Source organism: Microbacterium horticulturae (assembly GCF_029094505.1).
Lineage (GTDB): Bacteria > Actinomycetota > Actinomycetes > Actinomycetales > Microbacteriaceae > Microbacterium > Microbacterium horticulturae.
In genome coordinates this window covers 2,404,702-2,428,613 of the sequence record NZ_CP119108.1, presented here as the reverse complement: position 1 = coordinate 2,428,613, position 23,912 = coordinate 2,404,702, and the positions used below count along the sequence as shown (strand labels likewise).

Annotated in this window: 15 protein-coding genes; 5 read left to right on the top strand and 10 right to left on the bottom strand. The window is 64.3% G+C overall.

The features are described from left to right. Positions 1 to 340: 340 nt before the first annotated feature. The 8 genes from PU630_RS11670 to PU630_RS11635 all read right to left on the bottom strand — a co-directional run bounded on the left by PU630_RS11670 (position 341) and on the right by PU630_RS11635 (position 12,266). Positions 341 to 940, bottom strand: a complete 600-nt coding sequence (locus tag PU630_RS11670; protein ID WP_275277236.1) for a hypothetical protein — start codon at positions 938 to 940, stop codon at positions 341 to 343. A gap of 257 nt (positions 941 to 1,197) precedes the next feature. Next, positions 1,198 to 3,414 carry an acyltransferase family protein gene (locus PU630_RS11665; protein WP_275277235.1) on the bottom strand — a complete coding sequence of 739 codons (2,217 nt, stop codon included), beginning with the start codon at positions 3,412 to 3,414 and terminating at the stop codon, positions 1,198 to 1,200. 74 nt (positions 3,415 to 3,488) lie between these two features. Next, complete coding sequence (locus PU630_RS11660) at positions 3,489 to 4,202, bottom strand: IspD/TarI family cytidylyltransferase (protein WP_275277234.1); 714 nt, start codon at positions 4,200 to 4,202, stop codon at positions 3,489 to 3,491. A 6-nt stretch (positions 4,203 to 4,208) separates the two neighbouring features. Then, complete coding sequence (locus tag PU630_RS11655) at positions 4,209 to 5,915, bottom strand: CDP-glycerol glycerophosphotransferase family protein (RefSeq protein ID WP_275277233.1); 1,707 nt, start codon at positions 5,913 to 5,915, stop codon at positions 4,209 to 4,211. Next, entirely contained in the window at positions 5,912 to 7,165 is a 1,254-nt protein-coding gene (locus PU630_RS11650) for a CDP-glycerol glycerophosphotransferase family protein (protein ID WP_275277232.1), read from the bottom strand. The genes PU630_RS11655 and PU630_RS11650 overlap by 4 nt, the downstream gene beginning before the upstream one ends. After that, positions 7,150 to 8,373, bottom strand: a complete 1,224-nt coding sequence (locus tag PU630_RS11645; protein ID WP_275277231.1) for a polysaccharide pyruvyl transferase family protein — start codon at positions 8,371 to 8,373, stop codon at positions 7,150 to 7,152. The genes PU630_RS11650 and PU630_RS11645 overlap by 16 nt, the downstream gene beginning before the upstream one ends. A gap of 49 nt (positions 8,374 to 8,422) precedes the next feature. Beyond that, positions 8,423 to 9,817, bottom strand: coding sequence for a bifunctional cytidylyltransferase/SDR family oxidoreductase (locus PU630_RS11640; RefSeq protein ID WP_275277230.1), 1,395 nt, complete (start codon positions 9,815 to 9,817; stop codon positions 8,423 to 8,425). A 73-nt stretch (positions 9,818 to 9,890) separates the two neighbouring features. Then, positions 9,891 to 12,266 (bottom strand): CDP-glycerol glycerophosphotransferase family protein, encoded by a 2,376-nt coding sequence (locus PU630_RS11635; protein WP_275277229.1) that lies wholly within the window; start codon positions 12,264 to 12,266, stop codon positions 9,891 to 9,893. A gap of 132 nt (positions 12,267 to 12,398) precedes the next feature. Between PU630_RS11635 and PU630_RS11630 the strand changes: the two genes are divergently transcribed. Further along, a complete protein-coding gene (locus PU630_RS11630) occupies positions 12,399 to 14,231 on the top strand; it encodes a DUF4012 domain-containing protein (protein ID WP_275277228.1) in 1,833 nt (610 codons plus the stop codon). A gap of 67 nt (positions 14,232 to 14,298) precedes the next feature. Next, on the top strand, positions 14,299 to 16,128 hold the full coding sequence (locus PU630_RS11625) for a DUF4012 domain-containing protein (protein ID WP_275277227.1): 1,830 nt from the start codon (positions 14,299 to 14,301) through the stop codon (positions 16,126 to 16,128). Positions 16,129 to 16,150: 22 nt separating this feature from the next. On the opposite strand, the gene PU630_RS11620 is transcribed toward PU630_RS11625, so the two are convergent. Both PU630_RS11620 and PU630_RS11615 read right to left on the bottom strand, forming a co-directional pair. Continuing rightward, on the bottom strand, positions 16,151 to 17,446 hold the full coding sequence (locus tag PU630_RS11620; protein WP_275277226.1) for an O-antigen ligase family protein: 1,296 nt from the start codon (positions 17,444 to 17,446) through the stop codon (positions 16,151 to 16,153). Beyond that, positions 17,443 to 18,879: an O-antigen ligase family protein gene (locus PU630_RS11615; protein ID WP_275277225.1), complete on the bottom strand. Its 1,437-nt coding sequence runs from the start codon at positions 18,877 to 18,879 to the stop codon at positions 17,443 to 17,445. Before PU630_RS11615 ends, PU630_RS11620 begins: the two co-directional genes overlap by 4 nt. Positions 18,880 to 19,105: 226 nt before the next feature. Here PU630_RS11615 and PU630_RS11610 point away from each other — a divergent pair, with 226 nt between their 5' ends. From PU630_RS11610 to PU630_RS11600, 3 genes are all read left to right on the top strand, one after another. Beyond that, positions 19,106 to 19,426 (top strand): WhiB family transcriptional regulator, encoded by a 321-nt coding sequence (locus PU630_RS11610; protein ID WP_275277224.1) that lies wholly within the window; start codon positions 19,106 to 19,108, stop codon positions 19,424 to 19,426. Positions 19,427 to 19,532: 106 nt separating this feature from the next. Beyond that, a complete protein-coding gene (locus tag PU630_RS11605; protein ID WP_275277223.1) occupies positions 19,533 to 22,472 on the top strand; it encodes a glycosyltransferase family 2 protein in 2,940 nt (979 codons plus the stop codon). Beyond that, positions 22,469 to 23,842, top strand: coding sequence for a DUF5719 family protein (locus tag PU630_RS11600; protein ID WP_275277222.1), 1,374 nt, complete (start codon positions 22,469 to 22,471; stop codon positions 23,840 to 23,842). Before PU630_RS11605 ends, PU630_RS11600 begins: the two co-directional genes overlap by 4 nt. The last annotated feature ends 70 nt before the right edge of the window (positions 23,843 to 23,912 follow it).

The following is a 23,912-nucleotide window of genomic DNA, read 5'->3' as shown; positions in this document are numbered from 1 at the left end:
GCAGCCTTGTGGTCAGCGTCGGACGCTAGATCCCTGAGGTCGCTGTAGCTGTAGGGTCGCATTCGTGTGATTTTCTCCTCAGAAGGCTTTCGAGACGTCCCGGCTCGACGATGGTGCTTGGTAACCGTATACGGACAGCCGCGCGCGACGATTCATCTGAAGTTCCACTGCTCGCCCAGGGATTCTGGGCGGTCGGGCTTTGGAAAGCGACCAAGATGCCGCCGTGGTCGGCCATCCGATATCGTACCCCAGGAGTTCCTGTAACTTCTCCGCTGTCAGCGGAGCGTCGTTGACCGCAGGGCCACAGGCTCAGGGCCGCTGGGCGATGCTGTCGTTGCGCTTAGCCCCAGTCGACGGACTTGGCGACGACTGAGTAGCCGCTCTCTCCCGGACCACTCTCGAACGTGATCGTCACGACGCCTCGAGAGTTGTAGGCGACCGGCCAAAGATACGTCTTCCGGTGCAAGCTCCCACCCGAGCCCTGTACATGTTCTTCCCGCGCGATCTTGCCCCCGGAATGGATGATCGAGCGGACCTCAGCGAGTGACTGCCCGATCTTGATCTGCACGTACTCGGTCTTTTTGACCGGGTTCTGCGCACGGACGGGACCGGTCCGCCAGACAGCGCTCCATTCTTCGGCGCGGTAGACGCCGTTGACATTTTTCCAGAAGCGCACGTCGACCGAGTAGGGGTGGGCTCCGTACGCGGTCCGATATTGCTTCCAGACGTACTGCGAGTTCTCAGTGACCGTCTTGCCATGAGTTCCGAAGAGTTCGGCGACGCGGGTGCGTGTCTGGTGAGTGCCCATTTGGCCGAACTCGGTCTTCGTGACATACGGTGAGTTCGTGGCTGCGTCTGCTGTGAGCACGGGGTAGACCGCCAGAATGAGGGAGGCAGCAGTCGCAATGATAGCGTGGGCGACCCGGGGCCTGACGGACATGGACGCTCTCCTTCGTTGAGACGCGGAGCCGCGTGTCGACGAGTGAACGCGACGCGACCCGCGGTTGTTCCGTGGGCTGGTTCCGCAACTTCGATGTCTTGGCCGGAACCCTGCTGTTTGTCGGCAGTGTGGCATGACTGTGTGCGGCGTGCAACTGTGACGCGCGATTTGCACACCGCGCGCAAATGGGCATGGCCACGCGCTCTTCCGCGTGCAGATGGCCCGAAGAGACGTGTCCTCGACGGCACTGATGGCTTTCACCACAGAGCGCTGCGCGCGACTTCAGACTTCCGCAATTCTGCCTCTAGAGGCTTGGCCAGAGTCTGTCCGAAGGTCCTCGTCAGGTGGTGGGCGTCGCGATAGACAGCGACGTTTCCAACGACAGCAGAGCACGCTTCGGTGTCGGGGCAGATCCAGTTGTTCATATCAATGATGTCCGCCTCCGGCAGTCCTTCGACGGCGCGTTTCACGTACGTGGCGCCCTTTCCTATCGCGTCCGTTCGTGGCGTAGCGCAGGCTGTCAGGTGGTCGGGGTTCGCCGATAGGCATTCGGGGACATCGCTATTCATCTCCGGGGTGGAGTCCATGACGATCGTCGGTATACCCGCCTTGTTGAGCCGCTGGAGATCGTTGTGGAGGCCGTCGGCGTACAGCATCCTCGCTTCCCCACGCGAGAGTCCCGGCTTGTATGCGGCTCGCGTATACCGATTCGTGGTGACGACCAGATCTGGGTGTTCCGCCAGGATGTCGTCGAACATCATCGCGCTCCACGTGTTGCATTTGGTGTATTCCTGGTCGCCGTCGGCTTGGCTTACGCTGGAGAGTCCGCAGGACGCCTTGGTGCTGACCCAGAGCTTCCAACCATGCTCCTTGGCGAGAGCAATGTAAGCGCTTGCCCAGCTGGCTGCGTGCGAGTCGCCGACGAGAATGACGCTTGTGTCACCGTGTGGGTCACCCCATATGCAGCCCTTGATCTTCGGGGTGGCGGCGCTGCTCGGACGATTGCAGCCGATTCCGTAGACTTCGGTGTTATCGTCCCGTGCATCCAAGGCTGAGGGCGTGAATCCGCCTTCGATCTGGTCGGCCGGTTTCCCAGCGTCGGTGAAGCTTGAAAGGTCGTCATTGGTGAAGTCGCCGGTCAGTGCCTCGGCGCCGATCTTCGTGTCGGCGCTGGCCTCGTACTGCGGGTTCATGATCCGTGGTGCAATGTAGACGCAGGAGGCGAGGACAATACTCGACACCATCAGCGCTGCGCCGGCGAGTAGCGAACGTTTCACCGAGTGTTTCACCCACCCCCAATTGCGGAGAGGGTTCTCGATGAACCGGTAGCTCAGCCACGACGGAAGAATGGAGAAGATGACGATCAGCAGTCCGTAGCGCACGCGCAGCTCGCCACCGAGCAGATAAGTGCCGACGACGATCAGCGGCCAGTGCCATAGGTACAGCGAGTACGAGATGTCCCCGATCCACCGCATCGGCCTCAGCGTCAGTAATCGACCGACTCCGTTCTCTGCCCTGCCGTTCATGCCCCCTGCAATGATCGCAGCGGAGCCCAGCGTCGGTACCAGCGCCGCGTAGCCGGGGAACGGTGTCGAACCTGAGAACAGCAGGGTAGCGACCACGATGGAAGCAAGCCCTGCCCAGCCCAGGACATATCCGAGCCAATGGGGGATTCGGGCGATCTCGGACGCGAAGACGGCGACCGCAGCGCCGACGGCGAGCTCCCATAATCTGGTCGTCGTCAGGAAATATGCTGGCGCGGGGTCGACGCTTGTCTGGTAGATGGAGAACAGCAACGACAACACGAGCACGAGTAGCACGCCGGGGCGCGCGGCGCGCATTGCGCTAACGCGATGGTCAGCTACCGTGCCCTCCCTGGTTTTGGTTCTGCGTCGGAACAGCAACAACAGGGTCACGAGGAGCAGTGGCCAGACGATGTAGAACTGCTCTTCGACCGCCAGCGTCCAGAAGTGCTGCAGCGGGCTCGCGGCTATTTCCGCGTTAAGGTAGTCGGTGCCGGCTGCGAACACCCAGTTCACCACATATAGAGCGGATGCGATGGTGTCAACGCCGACGGTCTCCCACCTGATCTGCGGGAGGAGCATCACAGTGAGAATCAGTGTCGCGATTAGCACGACGGTGGCGGCCGGCAGGATGCGCCGAGCACGTTTCGCATAGAACCCGCCGAGCCGGATACGTCCTGAGCCCTGAGCCTCCCGCAGGAGAATCCCTGTGATCAGGAAACCCGAGATCACAAAGAAGACGTCGACACCGACGAAACCGCCACTGAAGAACTTCCAGTTCGCGTGGAACAGCAAAACCGCGCCAACGGCGACCGCCCGCAGACCCTGGACATCGGGCCGGAAACCCCCACTCGCCTTCGCCACTTGCGTCGCGGACGGTGGCTTGTGCTCTGCTTGCGATGGTCGCAGAACAAGGGTGGTCGACAGCTTGGGCACACCGTATTCTGTCACGTATCCCGGCCGGGGATTGAGAACGGGCGCGCCGCTCCGACCGGAGCGGCGCGCTGGGCGTGCGCCGTAGCGCACTACCCGCCGATTTGATTGCGCTCAATGAGATCGAAGAATGCCCGGCAGATGTAGTAGTCTTCCGCGGTCGTGATCTTGATGTTGGAACGTGGCCCTTCCACTCGGAACAGCCGGTGGCCGTACCGACGCAGCAACGTGGCAGTGTCTATGGAGTCGTCATCTCCGTCGGCCACCGCACGGTCGTAAATCTCCAGGGCCGTGCTGAGCCGGAGGCTCTGTGGAGCCTGAGCAACGTAAAGGTGGTCGCGCGGTAGCACCTCGTCGATCTCTGTAGTCGATGCCGAGACTATTGTCTCGTTGCCTTTGGTGCATGTGATCGCGGGTCCCTTTTCGCGCACGGTGCGGATATTGTCGGCGATCACCTGTGCGTCAATGAGCGGCCGTACGCCATCATGCACGAGAACCACGGTTTCCTCCGGACATTCATTGGAAACTGCCCGTATGGCACGGTGCCGAGACTCCTGGCCCGTCGCCCCGCCGTCGACGATCCAGTTCACTTTGGTGAGTTCATAGCGTGACACCAGTTGCGCGAACCTGTCGCGCCAGGAGGGGAGGATGGAGACTGCGACACCATCAATGTCCGGATGATCCTGGAAGTGCTGGATCGTGTGCACGATCAACGGTGTGCCGTGGATCGTGAGGAATTGCTTCGGCAAGTTTTCGGTGGACATTCGAGAGCCGATGCCGCCCGCGAAGATGAGTCCGATGTTCATAGTGCTTCAGCCTCCGTCGCTCGTCGCGAACCCGCGTTCCTTGTCGAGAATGAGCCAATCGATCACGCGGTCCGCGGCGCCCGTGTCGATTCTGTCAAAGTTCTGATCGCGGAAGCGATTGAGTTTCTCCTGATCGAAATCTCCCTGCTCGATAGCGCTGACGACCTCATCGAAACTCTCGCAGACACGGCCAGGAGCCGTTCGCTCGTAGTCGCGGTGGAAGCCGCGAGTCGCCCCATAGACCGTCTTGTCGGGCGCGAAGAACAGCATCGGGCGGTTGAGCAACGCGAACTCATAGATGATCGAGGAGTAGTCAGTGATCAAGAGGTCCGTGACATGGAGCAAGCCCAGCCCGTCCGCGAACCCCGTGAAGTCGAAAAATCGGTCTCGGTACTTCTCGGGGATGTCGATGGGATCCTTCACGAAGTGGTGCATCCGGAAGAGTACGACGGTGTCGGCTGGGCACGCTTCGTAGAGGGCGACGAAGTCGATGAGTCCGTAGTCGTATGACGCCTCGTGGTAGGAGGCCCCGCGGAATGTCGGAGCGAAGAGAATGATTCGTTTTCCACGGAGATGCGGATGCTGATCAAAGAACGTCTCTGTGAACGAGGCGGTTCGCTTCTCGTCGAGGAACCAATCGATACGCGGCAGCCCCGTCGGGATGACCGCGCTCTCCTCGATCCCGAACGCTTCCGCATAGACAGGACGAAGGTGTTCCGACCCGCAGATCGCATAGGAATATTGCCGGTGCGGCTGACTGAGCTTAGGCGAGTCGCTACGACCGAAACGGCTGTAACCAACCGATTTGAAGCCGATGCCGGCATGCCACAACTGGATGACGCGCGAGCGGGAATCGATGGTTACTGTGTTGAGGAGGCCGAAGTAGTCATCGAGGAGGACGATTTCGCTCGTGGCCAGGAGACAAAGGATGCGTGTGGTTGTCACCCAGCCAGTGGTCGCCGGCAAACGGAAGGAGGTACGCATATCGAACCTCGCGTCGAGCCCCCGTTCGGTCATGCGCTCGTGGACCCGGCGGAGGTTGCCCTCCATCGAAGGCTGCTGGTCGGAGGCGAAGAGGATCCTTCCCGGTCTGGGCCCGACGAGGCGGACAACGAAGTTATAGATCATGCGTGCATAAGCCTGCTTCGCCCGATTGCCGAGAAGCTTCGCCTTTACCCGCGCAAGGATCGTCGTTCTCCCCGCTGGTGGTGGAGAACGGTGAAATTGATACGTCTGAACGAGAAAGTCGAGACGCGTCGGGTCATCCGCATTTTCGTTGATGCCGTACGAGACGGTCATGGCAGCACGGTTCTTGTCGTATAGAAACACTCGGGACGCTTCATCGAGCGGATCCAGGGTTGTGCCGTCGTATGACGCGATCGGGCCCGGGCGGTGATCGATGACTGCTTGGATCCGCCAAGTGCCATCGGGGACAGCATGGCGTTGGTGGAAATTTGTGACGTTGACGTGGATGGCGTAAGTACCTTCGCCTTCGCCGGTGAAAGCCAGATCGAAAACCTGTGCGCCGTCTGTTAAGACAAACGACACCGGTGTTGGTGAGATCGCTCTGGCACCGCCGACGGTGGGCTTCAGCCGCAGCCGTATCATCAGGTGGATACGCTCCCAGGCGATCGTGATGACATCGAGCGCGTACACTGCCGAGGTAGCGGATAGCGGTGCAGGGCGTGGCGCCTCTTCGGCTTCGGGCGTCATGGTCGGTGCTCCCGTTGGAATACAGACGGGCTCATGAGCGATTCGATCTTGTCGACGGTTCGAGATGCGGCATCGCCGTCGTCGGTGTTGCCGTCCATCTCCCGCATCTGCGTGATCGTGCGATCGTGAGTTCCCTGGTCGAACTGATCGATCGCGTGCAGCAGATCTTGGTTCGACGTGTCAATACCAGTGGAGTACGCGAACGTTGGCTTGCGAGTGAGTAGATAGTCGCGCATCCAACGGGAGTCGTCGCCGATGTATGCATCGGCGACGACCAAGAGCTCCTGCATATCGGGATAGAGGGTCACGTTGTGGCAGTACACGGGAAGCCCGGCCAGTGGGCCGGCCCCAGGTTCGCTGCGGTCGTACGTGCGGATCAGGATGTCCCAGATCCCACCGAACTTGTCGGACAGTGCCTCACGTACCGCGACCAGGTCGACACCGCTGACACTGCTGGTTCCGGGGACGCCCACGTGCGACGGTGTATAGAGCACGAACCGCTGCCCCATGTCGACGATGTTGAGTCTGTCGAGTACCTTCTTTCGCAGCTCTTGCGTGAGCTGCGGAGGCGTGTTAATGAGAATGTCGTTCCGAGCATGGCCGACCATCAGCGTCGGAACATGAGGCCAAGATGAAGCCGCGACGATTTCGTCCTCATACGGGCTGCTGGTGAGAACGAGATCCATCTGTGGGCCGCCGAGCCGGCGCAATCGCCGGTCGGTAGTGCGGATGCCAGCCTCCCCATGTGGCTTCATCGCGAAGCCTGCGTCCCCCGCCTGTACCCAGGTCTGAGAAGAGCCTTTTGCGGCGCCGCTGTCTTGCAGCCCGTAGCCGTCTTGGATCACGACCTTCGCGCGGGCGATCGCTCGGAAGCTGTGGGCTGTGCCCGCATGCACGAATCGGAAGTCTTGCGGGAAGGGGCCCACCGAATCCTCGCTGAGCACCCAAGTGATCTTGTACGGAGCACCGCGGCGCAGAATCTCTTCCGCGATGTATTTCGGATCGCCGGTGTACTCACCATGCTGCGCAATGAAGATGACCGACGACGCATCGATTTCCGTCCTGTTTGCTAGCCACCGCTTGCCGAAGGCGGATATCCGGGCGTCGATCGGGGACGTGAGGAGTTCCTGGATGAGCAGCCGCACTGCCCGCACACCGATGTGAATGGTGCGAACGAAGATCTCGACGAGACGGAAGACGCTTCCGACAAGCAGCGTAAGAAGCCGCCCTTCGATCAGCTTGTTGAACATGCTTGCCTCCGGGGCACGCTCTCGACGAAACGGGTGAGCTGGTGGCGAGTGCGATCTCGAAGCTGCGCGCGCCGTTCGACGTCTGGGCTGGGCAGGTTGTTGCGCACGAGCAGATGCGCGATCTTCGTCGCGTCGAGCTCGTCCTCGGCGAAGTATCTGTCACGCAGGCCAGTGATCTCAGTGAGAAACTGCAGCTTCTCTCCCCAGATGAGCCCGACCACCGGAACATCGATCGCGTACGCCGTAATCCCGGCGTGCATGCGTGCACTGAGGATGATGTCGAAGCCGGCGATCATGTTCACGAACTCGGCTGAGCTCGTCGGCCTGTGCAGGAGCTGATCGTTGCGCAGGTTCATGCTCACGACCAGCGACTGACCGAACTGCTGGTCGACCTTCATGCCGTTGGAGAAGAGAACGAATTCTGCGTCGAGCCGTTGGAGTTCTGCGATCAGGCTCCGATAGAAGTTGACGACGCCGTCCGGCGAGAGGTCGCCCCCGTACACCGAAAAATTCTGAGGATTGAGAAGGTTAATGCCGATCAGCTGATGCGAGCGTTCGCCCTTGCGGCCACTCTGATCGATCATCTCCATCTCATTCAGCCAGAACACCGGATCGCCCACGCGCTCCGTAACGATGTCGGCGTTAATGATGTAGTCGTTGTCGAGCGTGTCGATGTCGTCACGGGTGGTAATCATCTTGACGTTCGGGGAGTTCAGAGCCTTCTTTAGCCGCTGGCACCGAATGTCCGTCGGGCTGTAACCCTCCACACCGACGCCGTTCATCATCACCGGAATATCGCGCTTGCGTGCTGCGCCCAGAATGAGTTCGTCTATATAGTTCAAACCTTGCGTCTTGAACTTAATGAATCCGCCGCCCGTGAAGACGATGGCGTCGAGATCCCTGATTCGCTCGTTGAAGTACCAGCCGAGTTTGATCTTCCAGTACGCGTAATTGTAGTAGTAGGCGATGCGTGGATCGCGGAGAATGGACCGGATAGGGCGCTCGAAAACCTTCATGATGGCCGCTACCCGGAAGTTAATGCGTCGCCGCCCGGAACGTACGCCCTTTGTCTGCGGGTCCACGTCGATGTCGACCAGTAGTGTGTCGGGGTCGTGCGATCGCAGCAGGTACTTCGAAGCCTCGACCAAAAGGTAGTCGCCGACGTTCTCATTAGTCAGCAGTCCGACGACGCCTAGAGTTCTTCTCATTCCTTGATAAGTGTAGTCGATGCGGTCGCGTGCCAGCGGCAGCCACGGGTCAGCCGCGACCCCGCATCTGCGCCACCTGCACGGTGACGACCTGGCCGGTGAGGTCGGACGCAGCGACGCTGAGCGAGACCCTTGCGACATCGTCAGGGTCAAGTAATGAGTCTTCAGGCTCATCGCCGAATGCCTGTGTGCGCATCGGTGTCTTGGTGCGCTGGGGGCTGATGCAGTTGATTCGCACGCCCGTGTGGGACCACTCCTCGGCGAGTGCCTGTGTGAGGTTGACCACGCCTGCTTTCGTCGCGGAGTAGGCGCTGTAGTTCGCTCGGCCGCGTGTGTAGGAACTTGAGGTGAAGAGGATCACCTGACCGCCGGATGCCTCGAGATACGGGTACGCCTCGCGCGCGACGATCGCCGGCGCGAGTAGATTCGTCTCGATCGTGTTCTTCAGATCGCTCTTGCGTGTGTCAATGAGCGGGGCAATGTGGAGGACGCCCGCAGTGACTACGACGATGTCGACACGGCCGTGTGCGCCTTCGACCGCTGCAAGGGCCTTGCGCACCGCTTTGGCCGAGCGCACGTCGGTTCCTGTCGTCGAGCGGCTAAACTCGCAGACTGTTGCTCCTGCCGTGGTGGCCTGATCCACGATACTGCTCCCGATACCGTAACTGCCGCCGAAAACCACGACGACCTTGCCCGACAGATCAGGCGGCGTCTTCGTGTTCTCCAGCGACAGGCTCGCCGACTGTAGCTGAAAAAGTTTGTCGGCGATGTGGACGTCGATAGGCTCGGTTACTTTCATGTTCTCTGCAGTGCCTTCGATGACGTGGATCGGCACATCGGGCAAGTAGGTGAAGACCACGCCGCAGTCATCAGTGGCAGTGAAGCCCGGGTCGGTGCGCGCGACCTCGTATGCACGGCGAATGGTGCCGAGCCGGAAAGCCTGAGGCGTCTGCCCGCGGCGGAGCGTCGCGCGGTTCGGTATGTCAGTAATGCGACCCGAGTCATCGATGCGCACGATCGTGTCGGCCGAAGGGATCGCCGTGTCGACCGCGTCATACTCGTCCAATGCATCCACGCAGTCCCTGATGATGCGGTCATCGATGAAAGGTCGGACAGCGTCATGGAAGAGGACTTTCGTGTCGTCACCCTCCAGCGCGGCGATCGCGAGCTGTGTGGTGTCGTTACGAGTCTGCCCACCCGGTAAAATTCGCGTGAGCTTCGGAAATCTGTCGTGGTCGAGAAGGTGGTCGAGCTCGTGAATGGACGATGCGTTCATCATGATGATGATCTCGTCGATCAACGCGCTGTTTTCTAGGGATTCGAGCGTGTGCTCGACGATGGCCTTACCGGCGATCTTGATCAGCTGTTTGGGGATACCCAAGCCGACGCGGACACCGATACCGCCCGCGAGGACGACGGCAACGGTACGCGGGTCAGCTGTCATGAAATCTCCTATGAGAAGAGGGAGTCGCGGATCTCAGTCGGTGCCGCGCACCGCACCATCCTATTCGCGGCGCTCAGCGCCCGATGTGACGAAGAACGAGCGTTGCGATGGTGTCTGCGCAAGGTGTGTGTGCGCTCGACGACTCCTCCGGAATTTGCACCCAGTGCTGTGCGAACGCACGGGTTGCCTCCTTGGTCGCCTGGCCGGCGGCAATCGCGGCGGCGAGTGACAGAACATCTTCGACAATGGGGCCAGGCAGATCATTCCGGTAGTCGAGGTAGAAATCGCGCGAAGCCATGTACTCTTCGAGATCAGGCGCTAGGAAATACCCGGGCACACCGAGGAGAGATGCCTCGTACAGAGCCGACGAGTAATCGGTGATGAACATGTCCGCCACCTGGAGCATCTCCTGCGTGGAGAACCCGGGAGCCATGTCAATCCCCGTCCCGAAGTCGATCGGCATAAGCGGATGGAGCTTCACCACGAGGTGAACACCGATCTCGTCTAGGGCACGGGCGAGATCCGCCACGTCGACGGTGACCTGTCCGTCGAGGCGGAAGGTCGGAGCGAACACCGCCACGGTCTTGCCGCGCAGGTGCGGGTGCGAGGCGTAGATATGCTCACGAATGGTTCGCGCTCGAACTGGATCGAGCATGCGGTCGACCCGGGGGAGAGGTGCGACGACGACTTTGCCACGCGGCACCCCCAACGCCTCGGCGAACGGAGTGCGCGCATCTTCGGCACTCGCGAGCACGAAGTCATAGCCCTCGTGCATGCGCATCGCTTTAGCGAGACGCGCGTCTCTTCCTTCGGCGTGATCGAGGATGCTCAGCCCGAATTTCTTGAAGGCGCCCAGGGCGTGCCAGATCTGGACGATGGTCAGCCCGCTGCCGTGCCGGAGAAGGCTGGCGACCATGGCATATGTATCCACCACGAGCACCCTGGATGTGGCCACGTGGTAGAGCTGTGCGAGCATGTGAAAGGCATAGCCGGCTTTTGCAAGGATGCCGGGCGGCACCATTCGCACGAGTATGACAACCCGCACCGTCGCGTCTGCACGTCGAATCGCTGCTTCGAGATCGACGAAGTCCTCAGGGACACTGCTGTGCTCGCGGCTGATCATGAGGACCTTGCGGCTTCGCGGCAGCATCCGCAACGGCAAATATGCAACGTTAAGAAGGACACGCGCGAGGTGCGCGACGAGCAGGCGGTATCGCATGTGGCCTGATGCGCGGGTCGGCGCAGGCGAATTGCCCCCGGGCGCCGCGTCAGCGGGGGTTCCGGAGTGTCGTGGGTTCAGGATGATCTCGCGGGTGACGCGTTCCGACGCGTGGCCGTCGCACGCGCTCATGAAGTATTCGTGGAAGGATTCTTCACTCGCCTCGAACTTCGCTGCGCTGATCGCCGGGGCCAGTTGCGCGGCATCCCGCACGAGCAAACCGGCCGAGAGGTAGCGTTCGAACGGATAATAGAAGTCTCGCTCGGCAGTGTAAGACTCCAAATCCGGGCAGAAGAAGACGATCGGTCGCCGGAGCAGCGCGTACTCGAAGATCGTCGATGAGTAGTCCGTGACGAGGACATCGGCAGCCATCAGCAGCTGAGTGATTTCGCGGTCAGTGGTCACGTCGATCACATTGCGAACGTCGGGTCTAGCGACAGCAAGCGACTTCACGAAGGGATGCATCTTGACCATGACGACCCAGTCATCGCCGAGGTCGCGCGTAAGGGCACCCCAGTCGATGCTGTCGTAGTCGAAGGTCGCGGTGATCTGACCGTTGCCGCGAAAGGTAGGGGCGTACAGGGCTATCCGCTTCGCGTCGGGGATACCGTATCGGTCGCGGACTTCCCGAGCGGTGCGCGTGACGAGGCCTTCATCGAAGAAGGCGTCTGTGCGTGGCACCCCGAGCGCCTTGACGCGAGAGAGGGTGATACCGAACGCTTCGGCGTAATCGTGCCGGATGGCCTCGCTGCTGACGGTGGCATCGGTGTAATTGCGGTGAATTATCGAGCCCGGAGGCGGCCCACCTGGAAGCTTCTCGCGACTGTAACCGACTCGCTTGAAGGCGCCGGCCGCGTGCCACACCTGAAGGAGCCTGGATTCGGGCCGAATCCGGCATCCGTAGATCACCGGGTAGAAGTCATCGAGGACGATCGTTTGCGCGGTCGCCAGGAGCCATGGCAGGCGTAGAAGATCCTTCAGTGGGCGTCGCGCACGCATGCGAGGTTTGAACGCCCCGATCACCTCCGCGCGCGGAGCCTGCCTGAGAACCTCGTCACGCAGAAAAGCGAAGTTGCCGGAAAATCCTTCGCGTGAGTCGGAGAGAAACAAAGTCCTGTTTGTACGTACGCGAGTGAAGCGCGTGAGAACGGCATAAATGGCGGCGAGCGGCCAGAACCGCGCCCTCTGCAGGAAGATGCTGCGACGCAGGATGCTGCGCAGTCTCTGCATCTGGGATCGAACTCCTCGGCGTAGCGCACGGGCGGGTATGCACCGTCGATCATACGGGAGGTGTTTATGCGCAGCGGATTGGTCACTTTGCTTCACGGCAGTATCCCAGCGCTGCCTGGCTAGCCTCGGACCGTGCCTGACTCATCGAACGCAGCCGGACGACACAGTTCCGACACCGACGCTTCCCACGCTAAGCGCAAGCGTCGTCGCTGGCCGTGGGTCACCGGCATCCTCGCCGTCATCGTGATCATCGCTGCCGCGGCGGTGGTGTTCGCCGTGCAAGCGCTGTCTGTCAAAGACGACCTGACGTCGGCGAAGTCTGAGGTGAACACCGTCATGAAGGCTGTGAAGAAGGGGGATGCCGCGGCGGTTCAGGCGGCCGCCGACAAGGTCTCCGACCTCACCACGCACGCGAACGAGACTGTGCAGGGGCCGTTGTGGACGATCTCGGCGGCCATCCCGTTTATCGGACGCAACGTCGACGCCGTGCGTACGGCGGCCGAGGCGACGCACACGCTGGTCGAAGGAGCGATGCCCGCCGGTGTGAAGATGCTCGACACGATGAAGGCCGACAGCCTCACCGTGAAGGGTGGCGGCATCAACCTCGAGCCATTGAAGCAGGCCGAGAAGACGTTGCCCACGATCAACAAGGCGTTCGGCGCAGCGCAGACGCAACTCGACTCGGTCGATCGCACCAAGATCCTGCCCGTGGTCGACAACGCGATCTCCCCGTTGTTCGACGTCATGGATGAGACGGCGCCGCTGCTGAAGAGCGTCGAGCAGTACCTCCCGGCACTCCTCGATATCGCGGGCGCCGACGGGCCCCGTTCGTACCTGCTCATCTTCCAGAACAACGCTGAGACCCGCAGCACGGGCGGCCTCCCTGCGGCCACCGCTCAGGTGAACATGGACGACGGCAAGATCGCGCTCGGCAAGCAGACCAGCACCTACAGCTTCCGCCGCGACCAGCAGGTGATCGACCTGCCGACGTCGACGCTCGGCCTGTACGACACCGACACCTTCTCCGGATTCGGCAACTTCACGCGCACCCCGAACTTTCCAACCACGGCCAAGGCCTTCGACGCCCTCTGGTACAACACCTACGGCGAAAAGCTCGACGGCGTGTTCAGCATCGATCCCGTCGTGCTCTCGCACGTCCTCAAAGTCACGGGGCCCGTGACCGTCGACGACGGCACGAAGCTGACCTCAGCCAACGTCGTCGACGAGCTCCTCTACAAGGCGTACGTGCGCTACCCGTCAGGCACGGCGCAGGACCTCTTCTTCGCCGACGTGGCTGCCCGCGTGTTCATGAAGGTCGCCGGCGGCGGCTGGGATGTCATGAAGATGTACAACGCTCTGCACACCTCGGCCGACGAGCAGCGGCTGTACCTGTGGTTCGCGAACGACGACGAACAGGCGATGTCGGTGGACTTGGGGCTCGACGGTCAGCTGAAGACCACCAACAAGGAGACGACGCAGGTCGGCATCTTCCTCAACGACTACGCGGCCAGCAAGCTCGAGTACTTCCTCACGTCGAAGGTGGCCGTCACGTGCAACCCTGATGCCCGCACAATCACCACAAGCGTCACGGTGACGAACAATCTGTCTGCAAATGATGAGATGACGTCGTACCAGCTCGGCATCCGGAACAATCGTTACGGCATTCCACGCACGTCGTTCATCCTCGACGTCATGTACTTCGCTCCGCCCGGCACGAAGATCGACAACTCCGACCCCGCTGACGGCGATGACCCGTCGGCGACGAAGACCGGCACCGAAGACAAGCGTGACGTCGAGAGCATGCGCATCTTCGTGGCGGAGGGCGAAACCCGCACGGTGTCGTTCACGAGCACTCTGTCGGATGCCGGCTCCGGCCCTGTCTCCGTGCGCTACACGCCCACCGCGGCCTCCACCCCCGTCACGGTGGCGAAGAGCTGTGCCGCGCTGTCCACACCTGCCTCGTAGGAACGAGCGCAGCGTGACCGGGCAGTCTTTCGGCTTCGTCACAAGGTGACCCCGGTATCCTTCTCAGGTGCCCAAGACCCCTCCCACTGGACGCCACCGCGTCGACCGCACCGGTCACCACGCGGTGATGAGACGTCGTCGCTGGCCGTGGATCACCGCATCGGTCGTCGTCGGCGTACTCGGTGTGTTCGCCGCGATCACCGCGGTGTTCGCTGTTCAGGCGATCACCGTCAAGAACGATCTGATGAGCGCGAAGTCGCAGATCACGTCGATCATGAGCTACGTGAAGAAGGGTGAATCGGCAAAGATCACCGCGGCGGGCGACAAGATCATGGCCCTGACGCGCGACGCGAACGCGACCGTCCAGGGGCCGCTGTGGGAGATCGCCTCGGGCATCCCGCTGGTGGGGCAGAACGTCGACGCGGTGCGCAAGGCGACTGAAGCCACGAACATCGTGGTCGAGGGCGCTCTGCCGGCCGGTGTGAAGATGCTCAGTGCGCTGAAGATCGACAGCATGTCGGTGTCGGGCGGGGGCGTCGACCTCGGCCCTGTCGAAGAAGCGGCGAAGTCGCTGCCTGAGATCAACGCGACGTTCGCGGAGGCGAAGAAGAAGCTCGACGGCGTCGACCGCACGAAGATCCTTCCGGTCGTCGACAACGCGATCGGATCGCTGTTCGACATCATGGATGACGCGGGCCCGGCGCTTGAGCAGGTGCAGCATTACCTGCCGACGATCCTGTCGGTGGCGGGTGCGGATGAGAAGCGCACCTACATGCTCGTCTTCCAGAACAACGCCGAGATCCGCGCGGCCGGTGGTCTGCCGGCGGCAACCGCGATCGTGGACGTCGACAACGGGCACATCAAGCTACGCGAGCAGACGAGCACGTACAGCTTCCGGCGTGACCTGAAGGTGATCGATCCTCCGTGGGAGACACAGGCGCTGTATGAGGACGATACCTTCACGGGGTTCGGCAACTTCACGCGGACTCCGAACTTCCCCACGACTGCTGCCGCCTTCGACTCACTGTGGAACATCACCACGGGGGAACACCTCGACGGCCTCATCATGCTCGACCCGGTGGTGCTCTCCCACGTTCTCAAAGTGACCGGCCCCATCAAGACGGCCGACAAGCGCACACTGACGTCCGACAACGTCGTCGAGGCGCTGCTTTACGACGCCTACTCGCGTTATAAGGGCAACTCGGCGCAGGACGCCTTCTTCTCTGACGTGGCAGCTCGAGTCTTCAAGAAGCTGTCGTCGGGTGACTGGGACGTCATGGACATGCTCGACCAGCTTCAGGTCTCGATCAAGGAAGATCGGCTCAAGGCCTGGTTCGCCGATGACGCCGAGGAGGCGATGTCGACCGAACTCGGCATGGACGGCACGCTCACCGCTGACAACAAGAAGACGACCCAAGTGGGCATCTACTTGAACGACTCTGCGTACAGCAAGTTGGAGTACTTCCTCAAGACCAAGGTCAGCGTCACGTGTGACGTGGACGCCGGGACGATGACGACCTCGATCACGATGGCCAACAGCGTGCCGAGCGAGGGAATGACGAAGTATCAGCTCGGCATCCGCAACAAGCGTTACTTGATCCCGCGGCAGGACTTCGTGCTCGACGTGATGTACTTCGCCCCGCCCGGGTCGGAGATCACCGCGTCAGACCCCGCGTACGGCGATGCGTGGGACGGCGCCCGTAGCGGCAGCGAAGACAGTCATCAGGGCAAGGTGATGCGCATCTTCGTGGGCCAGAACGAGACGCGTACGGTGTCGTACACGAGCACGATCCCGAAGGGCGAGCGCGGGCCGGTCTCGGTCGACACCTCGCCGACCGTGACGACGACGCAGGTCTCGATCTCGAAGACGTGCGGTGGGATCGTCAACGCGAAGTGACACCGTGCCCGTCGGACCCGGCTCACTCCACGGGCAACCCCGGATCGTCGCGCGCCACGTTCTCCATGCGCTCGCGCCACGAGCGTGACTGACCGGCGCGCACGAGGCAGACGACGAGCAGCAGCAGCCCGGCGCCGAAGAGCGTGAAGCTCTCGAACAGCGAGTTGATCACGAGTGTGACGAGGATCAGCGGCGTCCACGCGTAGACGATCGAGCGGCGCTCACCCGCGACCAGCCACGAGCGGATGATGGCGATGCCGACCATAGCGACGAAGAGGAAGGCGCCCACCCAGCCGACCTGAAGCACGAGGTCGGCATAGGCGTTGAGACCGGTCGTGTAGTCCTTGTCGAGCGCGTAGTTGATCGTGATGAACGGATACTGCTCGTCGGGCCACGGTCCGAACCAGCCGAAGCCCTGGATGGGGTAGAAGCGCACGAAGATCGACATCATGCGCCACAGGTTCGCGCGAATGGAGAAGTCTTCGCCCGCGGCCGCGATGATCTGATGGCGGAACAGGTAGGCGACGGCGAGGCCGACGACGACGACCGCCCCCAGGCTCCACTGGAACGTGTTGCGGTTGTGCGGCTGCATGCGCCGCATGATCGCCAGAATGGCCGTGGCGATGCCCACGCACGCTGCCAGCACCAGAACCGTCGGGGAGCGCGAGAGAGCCGCCAACAAGCCGCTCACGGCCACGGAGTAGACCGCGAGTCCCGGCTGCACCGAAGCGGTTCGCCACTCCACGACGAAAGTGATGAGCGCCAGCACAGCGACGAAGCCCAGCATGTTGCGTGACCCGAAAATGCCCTCGACCGGCCCCAGATCGATGATGTTGCCGTCGATGCCGAGCAGGTGCAGAGGCTCAGGGAGGAGGATGCCGATGACGATCTCCAGCGCGAGTGAGATCGACAGCAGCCAGCGCATCACGTCGCCGAGGGCGCGTGCTGTCTGCAGCGTGTCGCGCACATGCCCCACCACGAGGGCCAGGAAGGCGATGCCGACGAACGAGATCCACCCGAACACGGTGTCGGAGGGGGAGTAGCTCCAGAAGACGCTGATGCCCAGCCAGATCACGAACACGAGCAGGGTGATCGGCACCAGTCGCAGGAACGACAGCTCATGGCGCCGTGCCACCAGCATCCCGAGCCCGATCACGCACAGACCACCGATGACCGTGACGTACGTGACCTGCCCAGCCAGCCACTGCACAGCGTGCGACGAGAACACCGCGCCGAACACGACAAGGGTGAAGGCGCGCGCCATGCCGGCCGACCGCAGCAGCTCGGGCAGCCAGCGCAGCGGCGGCGGGACTCTCACCAGTGCGCCCTATTGTCGAGCTGGGCCTCGTCGGCCGCGTCGGGTACGAGCTCGCCGCGTTCGATCGCGACCCGCTGCTCGATGCGGCCCATACCCACGTGCGGCGACTGCTTGATCTTGAAGGCGAGCATGACGACGAACATCCAACCCCACAGGAGAAGGGGCTCGGATTCGGCCAGCCCCTGCACAAGCAGCAGGGCACCGACAAGCGTCGGCAGCAATGTGACCGCCGAGTAGGGGCGATCGTCGCGCAGGTCCCAGCGAGGCCGGTCAACCGCGAAGAACCACGCCCGCCAGACATATGCCAGATAGAGCATGCCCAGAAGGACGACCCCGACGATGCCCAGCTGCATGGAGACGTCGATCCACATGTTGTGCGCCTGCATGACCGTCTGGCCGTGGTCGATGATCCAGCCGTCGAAGTGCGGATCGGTGGGGATCCAGGGGGTCGCGAAGCCGTTGCCGACGACGGGATGCTGCGCGGTGCGCGCGAGCACGGACTGCCAGATCGTCTCGCGGCCGGTGAGGTCGGATGAGCGGCCGAGGGCGCTGAAGATGCGGTCGCGCAGGAGCCAGATCGACAGGGCGCCTCCGATACCCACGACGGCGAAGACGACGTACCACTTCGTGCGGGCGCCGGGGCGCTTCGCGCTCCGCATGAGCAGGACGGTGGCCAGCACGACGGCGACGCCGAGGGTGGCGAGGTAGATCGTCGCTGACGACGCCCGGTACATGAGGAACGCCGCGATGACGATCCAGACGATGAGGAACGCCCGCCGGGGTGCTCGGGAGGCGAGTCGGATGGCGAAGACGATGATCGCCAGCAGGCACACGGCCGCCAACGGGTTCGCGCTGCCGTAGATGCCCTGGATGCGCCCGTCGTTGAACAGGTTGCCGCGGCACCAGTACACGATCGGGTCGGCAGCGGGAGTGTCGGGGATGACGAAACCGGGCAGCAGCGGCTGCCGGATGAAGGCCGCGACGATGAACTCGAAGAGGAGTGAGAGGCCCAGACACCACTTGAGCGCCGACGCGATGGCGCGCACCAACTCACGCCACGTGAGCACGGCCGCGACGAAGAAGCCCTGCATGGCGGTGATCAACAGCAGCGCCCAGGTGAGAGCCGAAGTGCCGGGCCACTGCGACCACGCGATCGAAAGGCCCGCCCACAGGGCGTAGGCGACAGGGAACCAGGGGAGTCGTCGCCACTGCACCGGCGGACGCATGACCAGCCACAGGATGAGCGACACGACGCCGGTGGCGACGATGAGTGCGCCGGTGGCGATCGATCCGATGGCGTTGATCCAGGCGACGCCCGACAGAGAGAGGAACAGGATGACGATGCACCAGGCACGCAGCAGCAGATGCGCTGTCTTCTCGCGGACGGGCGCCGTCGGGGCGGCGGCGACAGGGTGCTTCGAGCGGACGGCCATGGTGGGATTCAGGGTACCGTGCGGACCTCTGCGTGACGGGCTGAAGCGAGCGGCCGATATTCCGCCGGGGCGATTCGTTATCGTTCGGCGACACGCCGTCGGCGCGTCGCGAAGCTTCAACCCGAACATGAGCCTTTAGTATCTGCGACTTGACCATCTCGAATCACACGGGTGTAATTATCTGCAAGCGCGTATCGCGTGGGGGGAAAGCAGGTAGGAGAACGAGATGACGGGCGCACAGTACCGCTCAGGCGTTCCCGCAGATTGGTTCGTCGATCCGGTAGACCTCGGTGTGCCGGGTGTTCGGCAGCCGGTCGAAGAGGACAATCCGCTCGCGTGGCAGGCTGATGCCCTGTGTGCGCAGACCGATCCGGAGGCGTTCTTTCCGGAGAAGGGCGGCTCGACGCGAGATGCCAAGCGCATCTGCACGTCGTGCGAGGTCCGGGCCCAGTGCCTTGAGTACGCGCTGCAGAATGACGAGCGCTTCGGCATCTGGGGCGGTCTCAGCGAGCGTGAGCGTCGCCGGCTGAAGCGGCAGGCGAGCTGAGGCGGACGGATTCCGGCCCCTCGTCTCGCTTTGCTCGCTCAGGGACCTGAGTCAGCGGCGAGTCGGGGCCGGAAACGGCCGCGGCCCGGCCTAGGCTTGCCAGGTCATGCCCGCCCGAGTCCACGCCCTTCTCGTCGTGCGCCCCGACGCGCACGTGCCCGCCGCACACCGGTTGGAGCGGACGCTGGCCGCGCTCGCTGCCCAGACCCACCCGATCTCGGCGCTGACCATCGTGCTGTGCGGCGATGATGCCGACGCGGCCGCGTTCGCCGCGGCATCCCCCGCCCAATCGATCCTCACCGTGTCACGCAAGGCCACTTTCGCCGAAGCGCTGGCGCTCGCCGGTCGCGAGCTGGAGGGCGACGCGGTCTGGCTGCTCGCGCAAGACACGGTGCCTGAACCCGACACGCTCGCGCATCTGACCGACGCGCTCGAGATCGCCCCCTCGGTCGGCGTGGTCGCCCCCAAGCTCGTGCGCTGGGATGAGCGAGAGCGCATCGTTTCGCTCGGCGTGACCATGACACGATTCGGGCGGACGATCGGCCTGGCCGATGACGAATTCGACCAGGGGCAGCACGACGCCACCGAGGACGTGCTCGGCGTCGACATCCGTGCGGCACTCGTGCGCACCGAGGCGTGGGCGACCGTCCGCGGCGTCGACCCGGCCCTCGCCGGCGTCGATGAGGGCCTCGACCTGGGCGTGCGCATCCGCCTTGCCGGTGGTCGCGCGGTCGTCGTGCCGTCGGCGCGTGTCGCGGTCCACGGAGACGGGGTCGCCGGCCCCGTCGGACTTCCGCCCGAGCGCAGCATCCACAACACCTACGCGCACCGCCGCGCGCAGCTGCATCGGCGTCTCGTCTATGCGAAGGCGTGGGCAACGCCGCTGCTGTGGCTCTCTCTCCTTCCGGTGGCGCTGTGGCGGGCAGCCGTGCAACTGGTCGCGAAGACCCCCGGGCGCATCCTGCCCGAGTGGGGCGCGACCGGCGTGAGCATCGTGCGACTAGGAGCGCTCATCCGTGCGCGCGGCCGCATCCGCCGTGCACACGCCGTGCCCTGGAGTCAGCTGGCACCCCTGCGGATGACCCGTGAGAAGCTCCGGCAGTCGCTGCACCCCGATCAGGACGTGCGCGAGGCCCTGTCGCAGCGAGGCGAGCTGCGCTTCTTCACCGGCGGCGGCGCCTGGGCAGTACTGGGCGCGCTCGTGGTGTCGATCGTCATGTTCCCGTCGCTGCTGGTGTGGCCGGCGCTCGGCGGCGGTGCGCTGGCACCGCTGCGCTCGACCGTGGCGCGATTGTGGGCGGATGCCGCGTTCGGCCTGTTCCCGTCGGGACTGGGCGAGGTGGGACCCGCCGATCCGTTCTCGGCGATGATCGCCGTGCTCGGCAGTCTCTGGCCGGGTGATCCCTCTCGCGCCCTCGTGCTGCTCTGGGTCTTCGCACTGCCGCTGGCGGTGTTGGGCGGATGGTTCGCCGCCACCCGCGTCACCGATCGCCCCGTGCTACGCATCACCGGTGCGATCGCGTGGGCGCTAGCGCCGACGTTCCTCACGGCGCTCCTGCAGGGCCGGCCGGCCGCCGTGCTCGTGCACCTGCTTCTGCCGTGGCTGCTCTACGCCGGCGCGGTCGCACATCGCTCCTGGGGGTCGGCGGGCGCGGCATCCCTGCTGTTCGCCGGTGTCATCGCCTGTGCGCCCTCGCTGGCGCCGGCGCTCGTGCTGATCTGGCTTGTGCTGCTGATAGTGCTCTCGGCCGTGCACCGCGGCCAGGGCGCCGCCCGCGTGGCCTGGATCGTCGTGCCGGCCATCGTGATGGCCGCTCCGGTCGTCTTCCGCCAACTGGCGGAAGGCAATCTCTGGGCGCTGCTGGCCGACCCCGGAATCGCGTGGGCGGGCCCGCAGGTGGCGGCGGATGCCGCGGGCCGCGCTGTGCTCGCGGCCGGGTCGCCGACGACCGACCCGGGAGGATGGGCGGCGCTGCTGCAGTCGGGCGCGTTCGGGCCCTGGGCAGCCACGGTGCCCGCGGTCTGGATGCTCGTCTTGCTCGCGCCTCTCGGCGTCCTCGCGGTGGTGGCGTTGTTCACCCGACGCTGGATCGCCGCGACCGTTCTTGTGCTCATCGCGGTCGTCGGGCTCGCCACGGCGTTCGCGGCGGTGGGCGTTGCCGTCTCGGCCGACGGTGCCGTCGCCGTGCCGATCTGGCCGGGCAGCGCGCTCAGCCTGGTGTGGGCCGCCGTCGTCGGGGGAGCCCTCGTCACCCTCGATACCGGATTCGCGCCGCAGCCGTCCCCCGACGCCGACCGGGCTCTGCACGCCGGGCGCACCCGTGCGCTCGGGGCCACCGTGGTGATGCTGGCGCTGGTCGTGTTCGCACTGCCTTCTCTGTCGGCGCAGCTGCGCGGCACGGCGACGATCGCCGAGGGGCCCACGTCGACGCTGCCCGCCTACGTCGCAGCCGTAGGCCGCGGCGATGTCAACACGGGCACGGTCGTGCTGGAGCCCCTCGAAGGCGGTGCGGTGTCGGCGACGGTGGTCTGGGGTGAGAGCGAGACGATCGGCGGCGCCTCGACGGTGCTCTCGACCCGCACAGCGCCGTCGCCGGCCGACAAGAAGGTCGCGGAGCTTGCCGCCGACCTGGTCACCCCGACCTCGACCGATGTCGTCGACCGGCTGCGCGCCGACGGCATTCGCTTCGTGCTTCTGCGCACTGCGCCCGACGACACCGCACGCGAGCTCGCGCTCACCGCGGGCACCGCCCTCGACCAGCGGGACGGGCTGGATGCCGTCGGCACCACCTCGAAGGGCTCGCTGTGGCGGGTGACGGGGGATGTCGCGGCCCGCGCCGCCGCCGCGGCATCGGTCGCCCCGCTGCGTAACGGGATCGCGCTCGCGCAGCTCATCGCCGTCGCCGTGGCGCTGCTGCTGGCGGTGCCGACGGCCGCGTCGCGTCGTCGGGCACGCAGCACACCCCGTGTCGTCGGGCGCCGCGCGCCGCGACGAGTCGCCCGCATCGCGGTCGGCGACGCCGCGGCAGAAGGAGAGCTGCCATGACCCGGGTCGGAGTGACCGCACGCCTCATCGCGGGGGCGGTGATCGCGGTGGGCGCGGGTGCGGTCGTGGCGGGCGGGATCGTGTTCGACTGGATGCCGCAGGAGGCGACTCCGGTCTCGCAGAAGGTCGCTCCCATCGCCGCTGACTCGGTGCTGACCTGCGCCGGTCCGCTGCTGGCGATCGGCCGCGATGCCACTCAGGCCTCGTCGATCAGCGTCGCTGCCACGCAATCGATCGTGGCCACCGGTGACGGCACGAAGAAGAGCACCCTGAAGGCGCCCGACGTGGACGGTGACGGCGGACCGCTGCGTCTCATCACCTCGGCCAGCGGCCGCAACACACCGCAGGCGGCGGCCGCGGCATCCACCACCGTCGACGCCGACGACCTCGGCGGTTTCGTCGCGAGCCCCTGCGGCCCGGCGCTCATGGACTCGTGGCTCGTCGCAGGGTCGACGACCACCGGTGCGGCCGACCTCATCACCCTCGCCAACCCCGGCAAGGTCGCCGCGACCGTCGACCTCACGCTGTACGGCAAAGACGGTCAGTCGCAACCTGCCGGTGGCAATGACGTGATCGTGGCAGCCGGCACCGAGCGGGTCATTCCGCTCGCGGGTCTGGGGGTGGGCGATGACGCCCCCGTCGTGCGGGTGACCGCGACCGGCGCGCCCGTGCGCGCGATGCTTCAGGCGAGTAACAGCGTCGCCCTCGACGTCACCGGTGTCGACCAGACGACGGCGCTGGGCGCGGCCGCCAAGCGCCAGGTGATCACCGGCGTGCACGTCACCTCAGAGCAGCAAGACAACCCGCTCACCGTCGTGCGCCTGCTGTCGCCCGACGACGACACCACCGCCCAGGTCACCGTCGTCGGCGAACACGGCAGCACCGGTCCCGGGCAGGAGGTCACGCTCACCGGCGGTACTCCTGCGGAGCTGCAGCTGCCGCTGGCCGTCGGGTCGTACGCCATCGTCGTATCGGCCGACACGCCGGTGGTCGCCGGCGTGTGGCAGGCGACGGGTATCAGCGGGGGAGACGACTTCACCTGGGCGGAGCCCGCCGAGACCCTCGACGCGGGCGGCGACGGCGCACTCGTCAGCGTGCCGAAGGGGCCGGCGCCGCGCCTGGACATGCTCGCTGACAGCGGCAAGGCCGCGAAAGTCACGGCGACCGCGGTCGGCGGCGGCGAAGCACTGTCGGCCACCGCCACATCCGGGCAGGTTGCGTCGCTGACGTTGGTGGCCGGCACCTCGTACCGCATCACCACCGATCGCCCCGTGCACGCCTCAGTCGCATTCGTCGGCGACAAGCAGCTGGCCACCTATCCGATGTCGCCCCCCGCCGCGGCATCCGCCCCGGTCACCGTCTACCGGTGAGGGGTGGGCCGTTGCGCGAGCGCAGTGAGTCGATCGTTGAGCGAGCGGAGCGAGTCGAAACGCGCCGAAA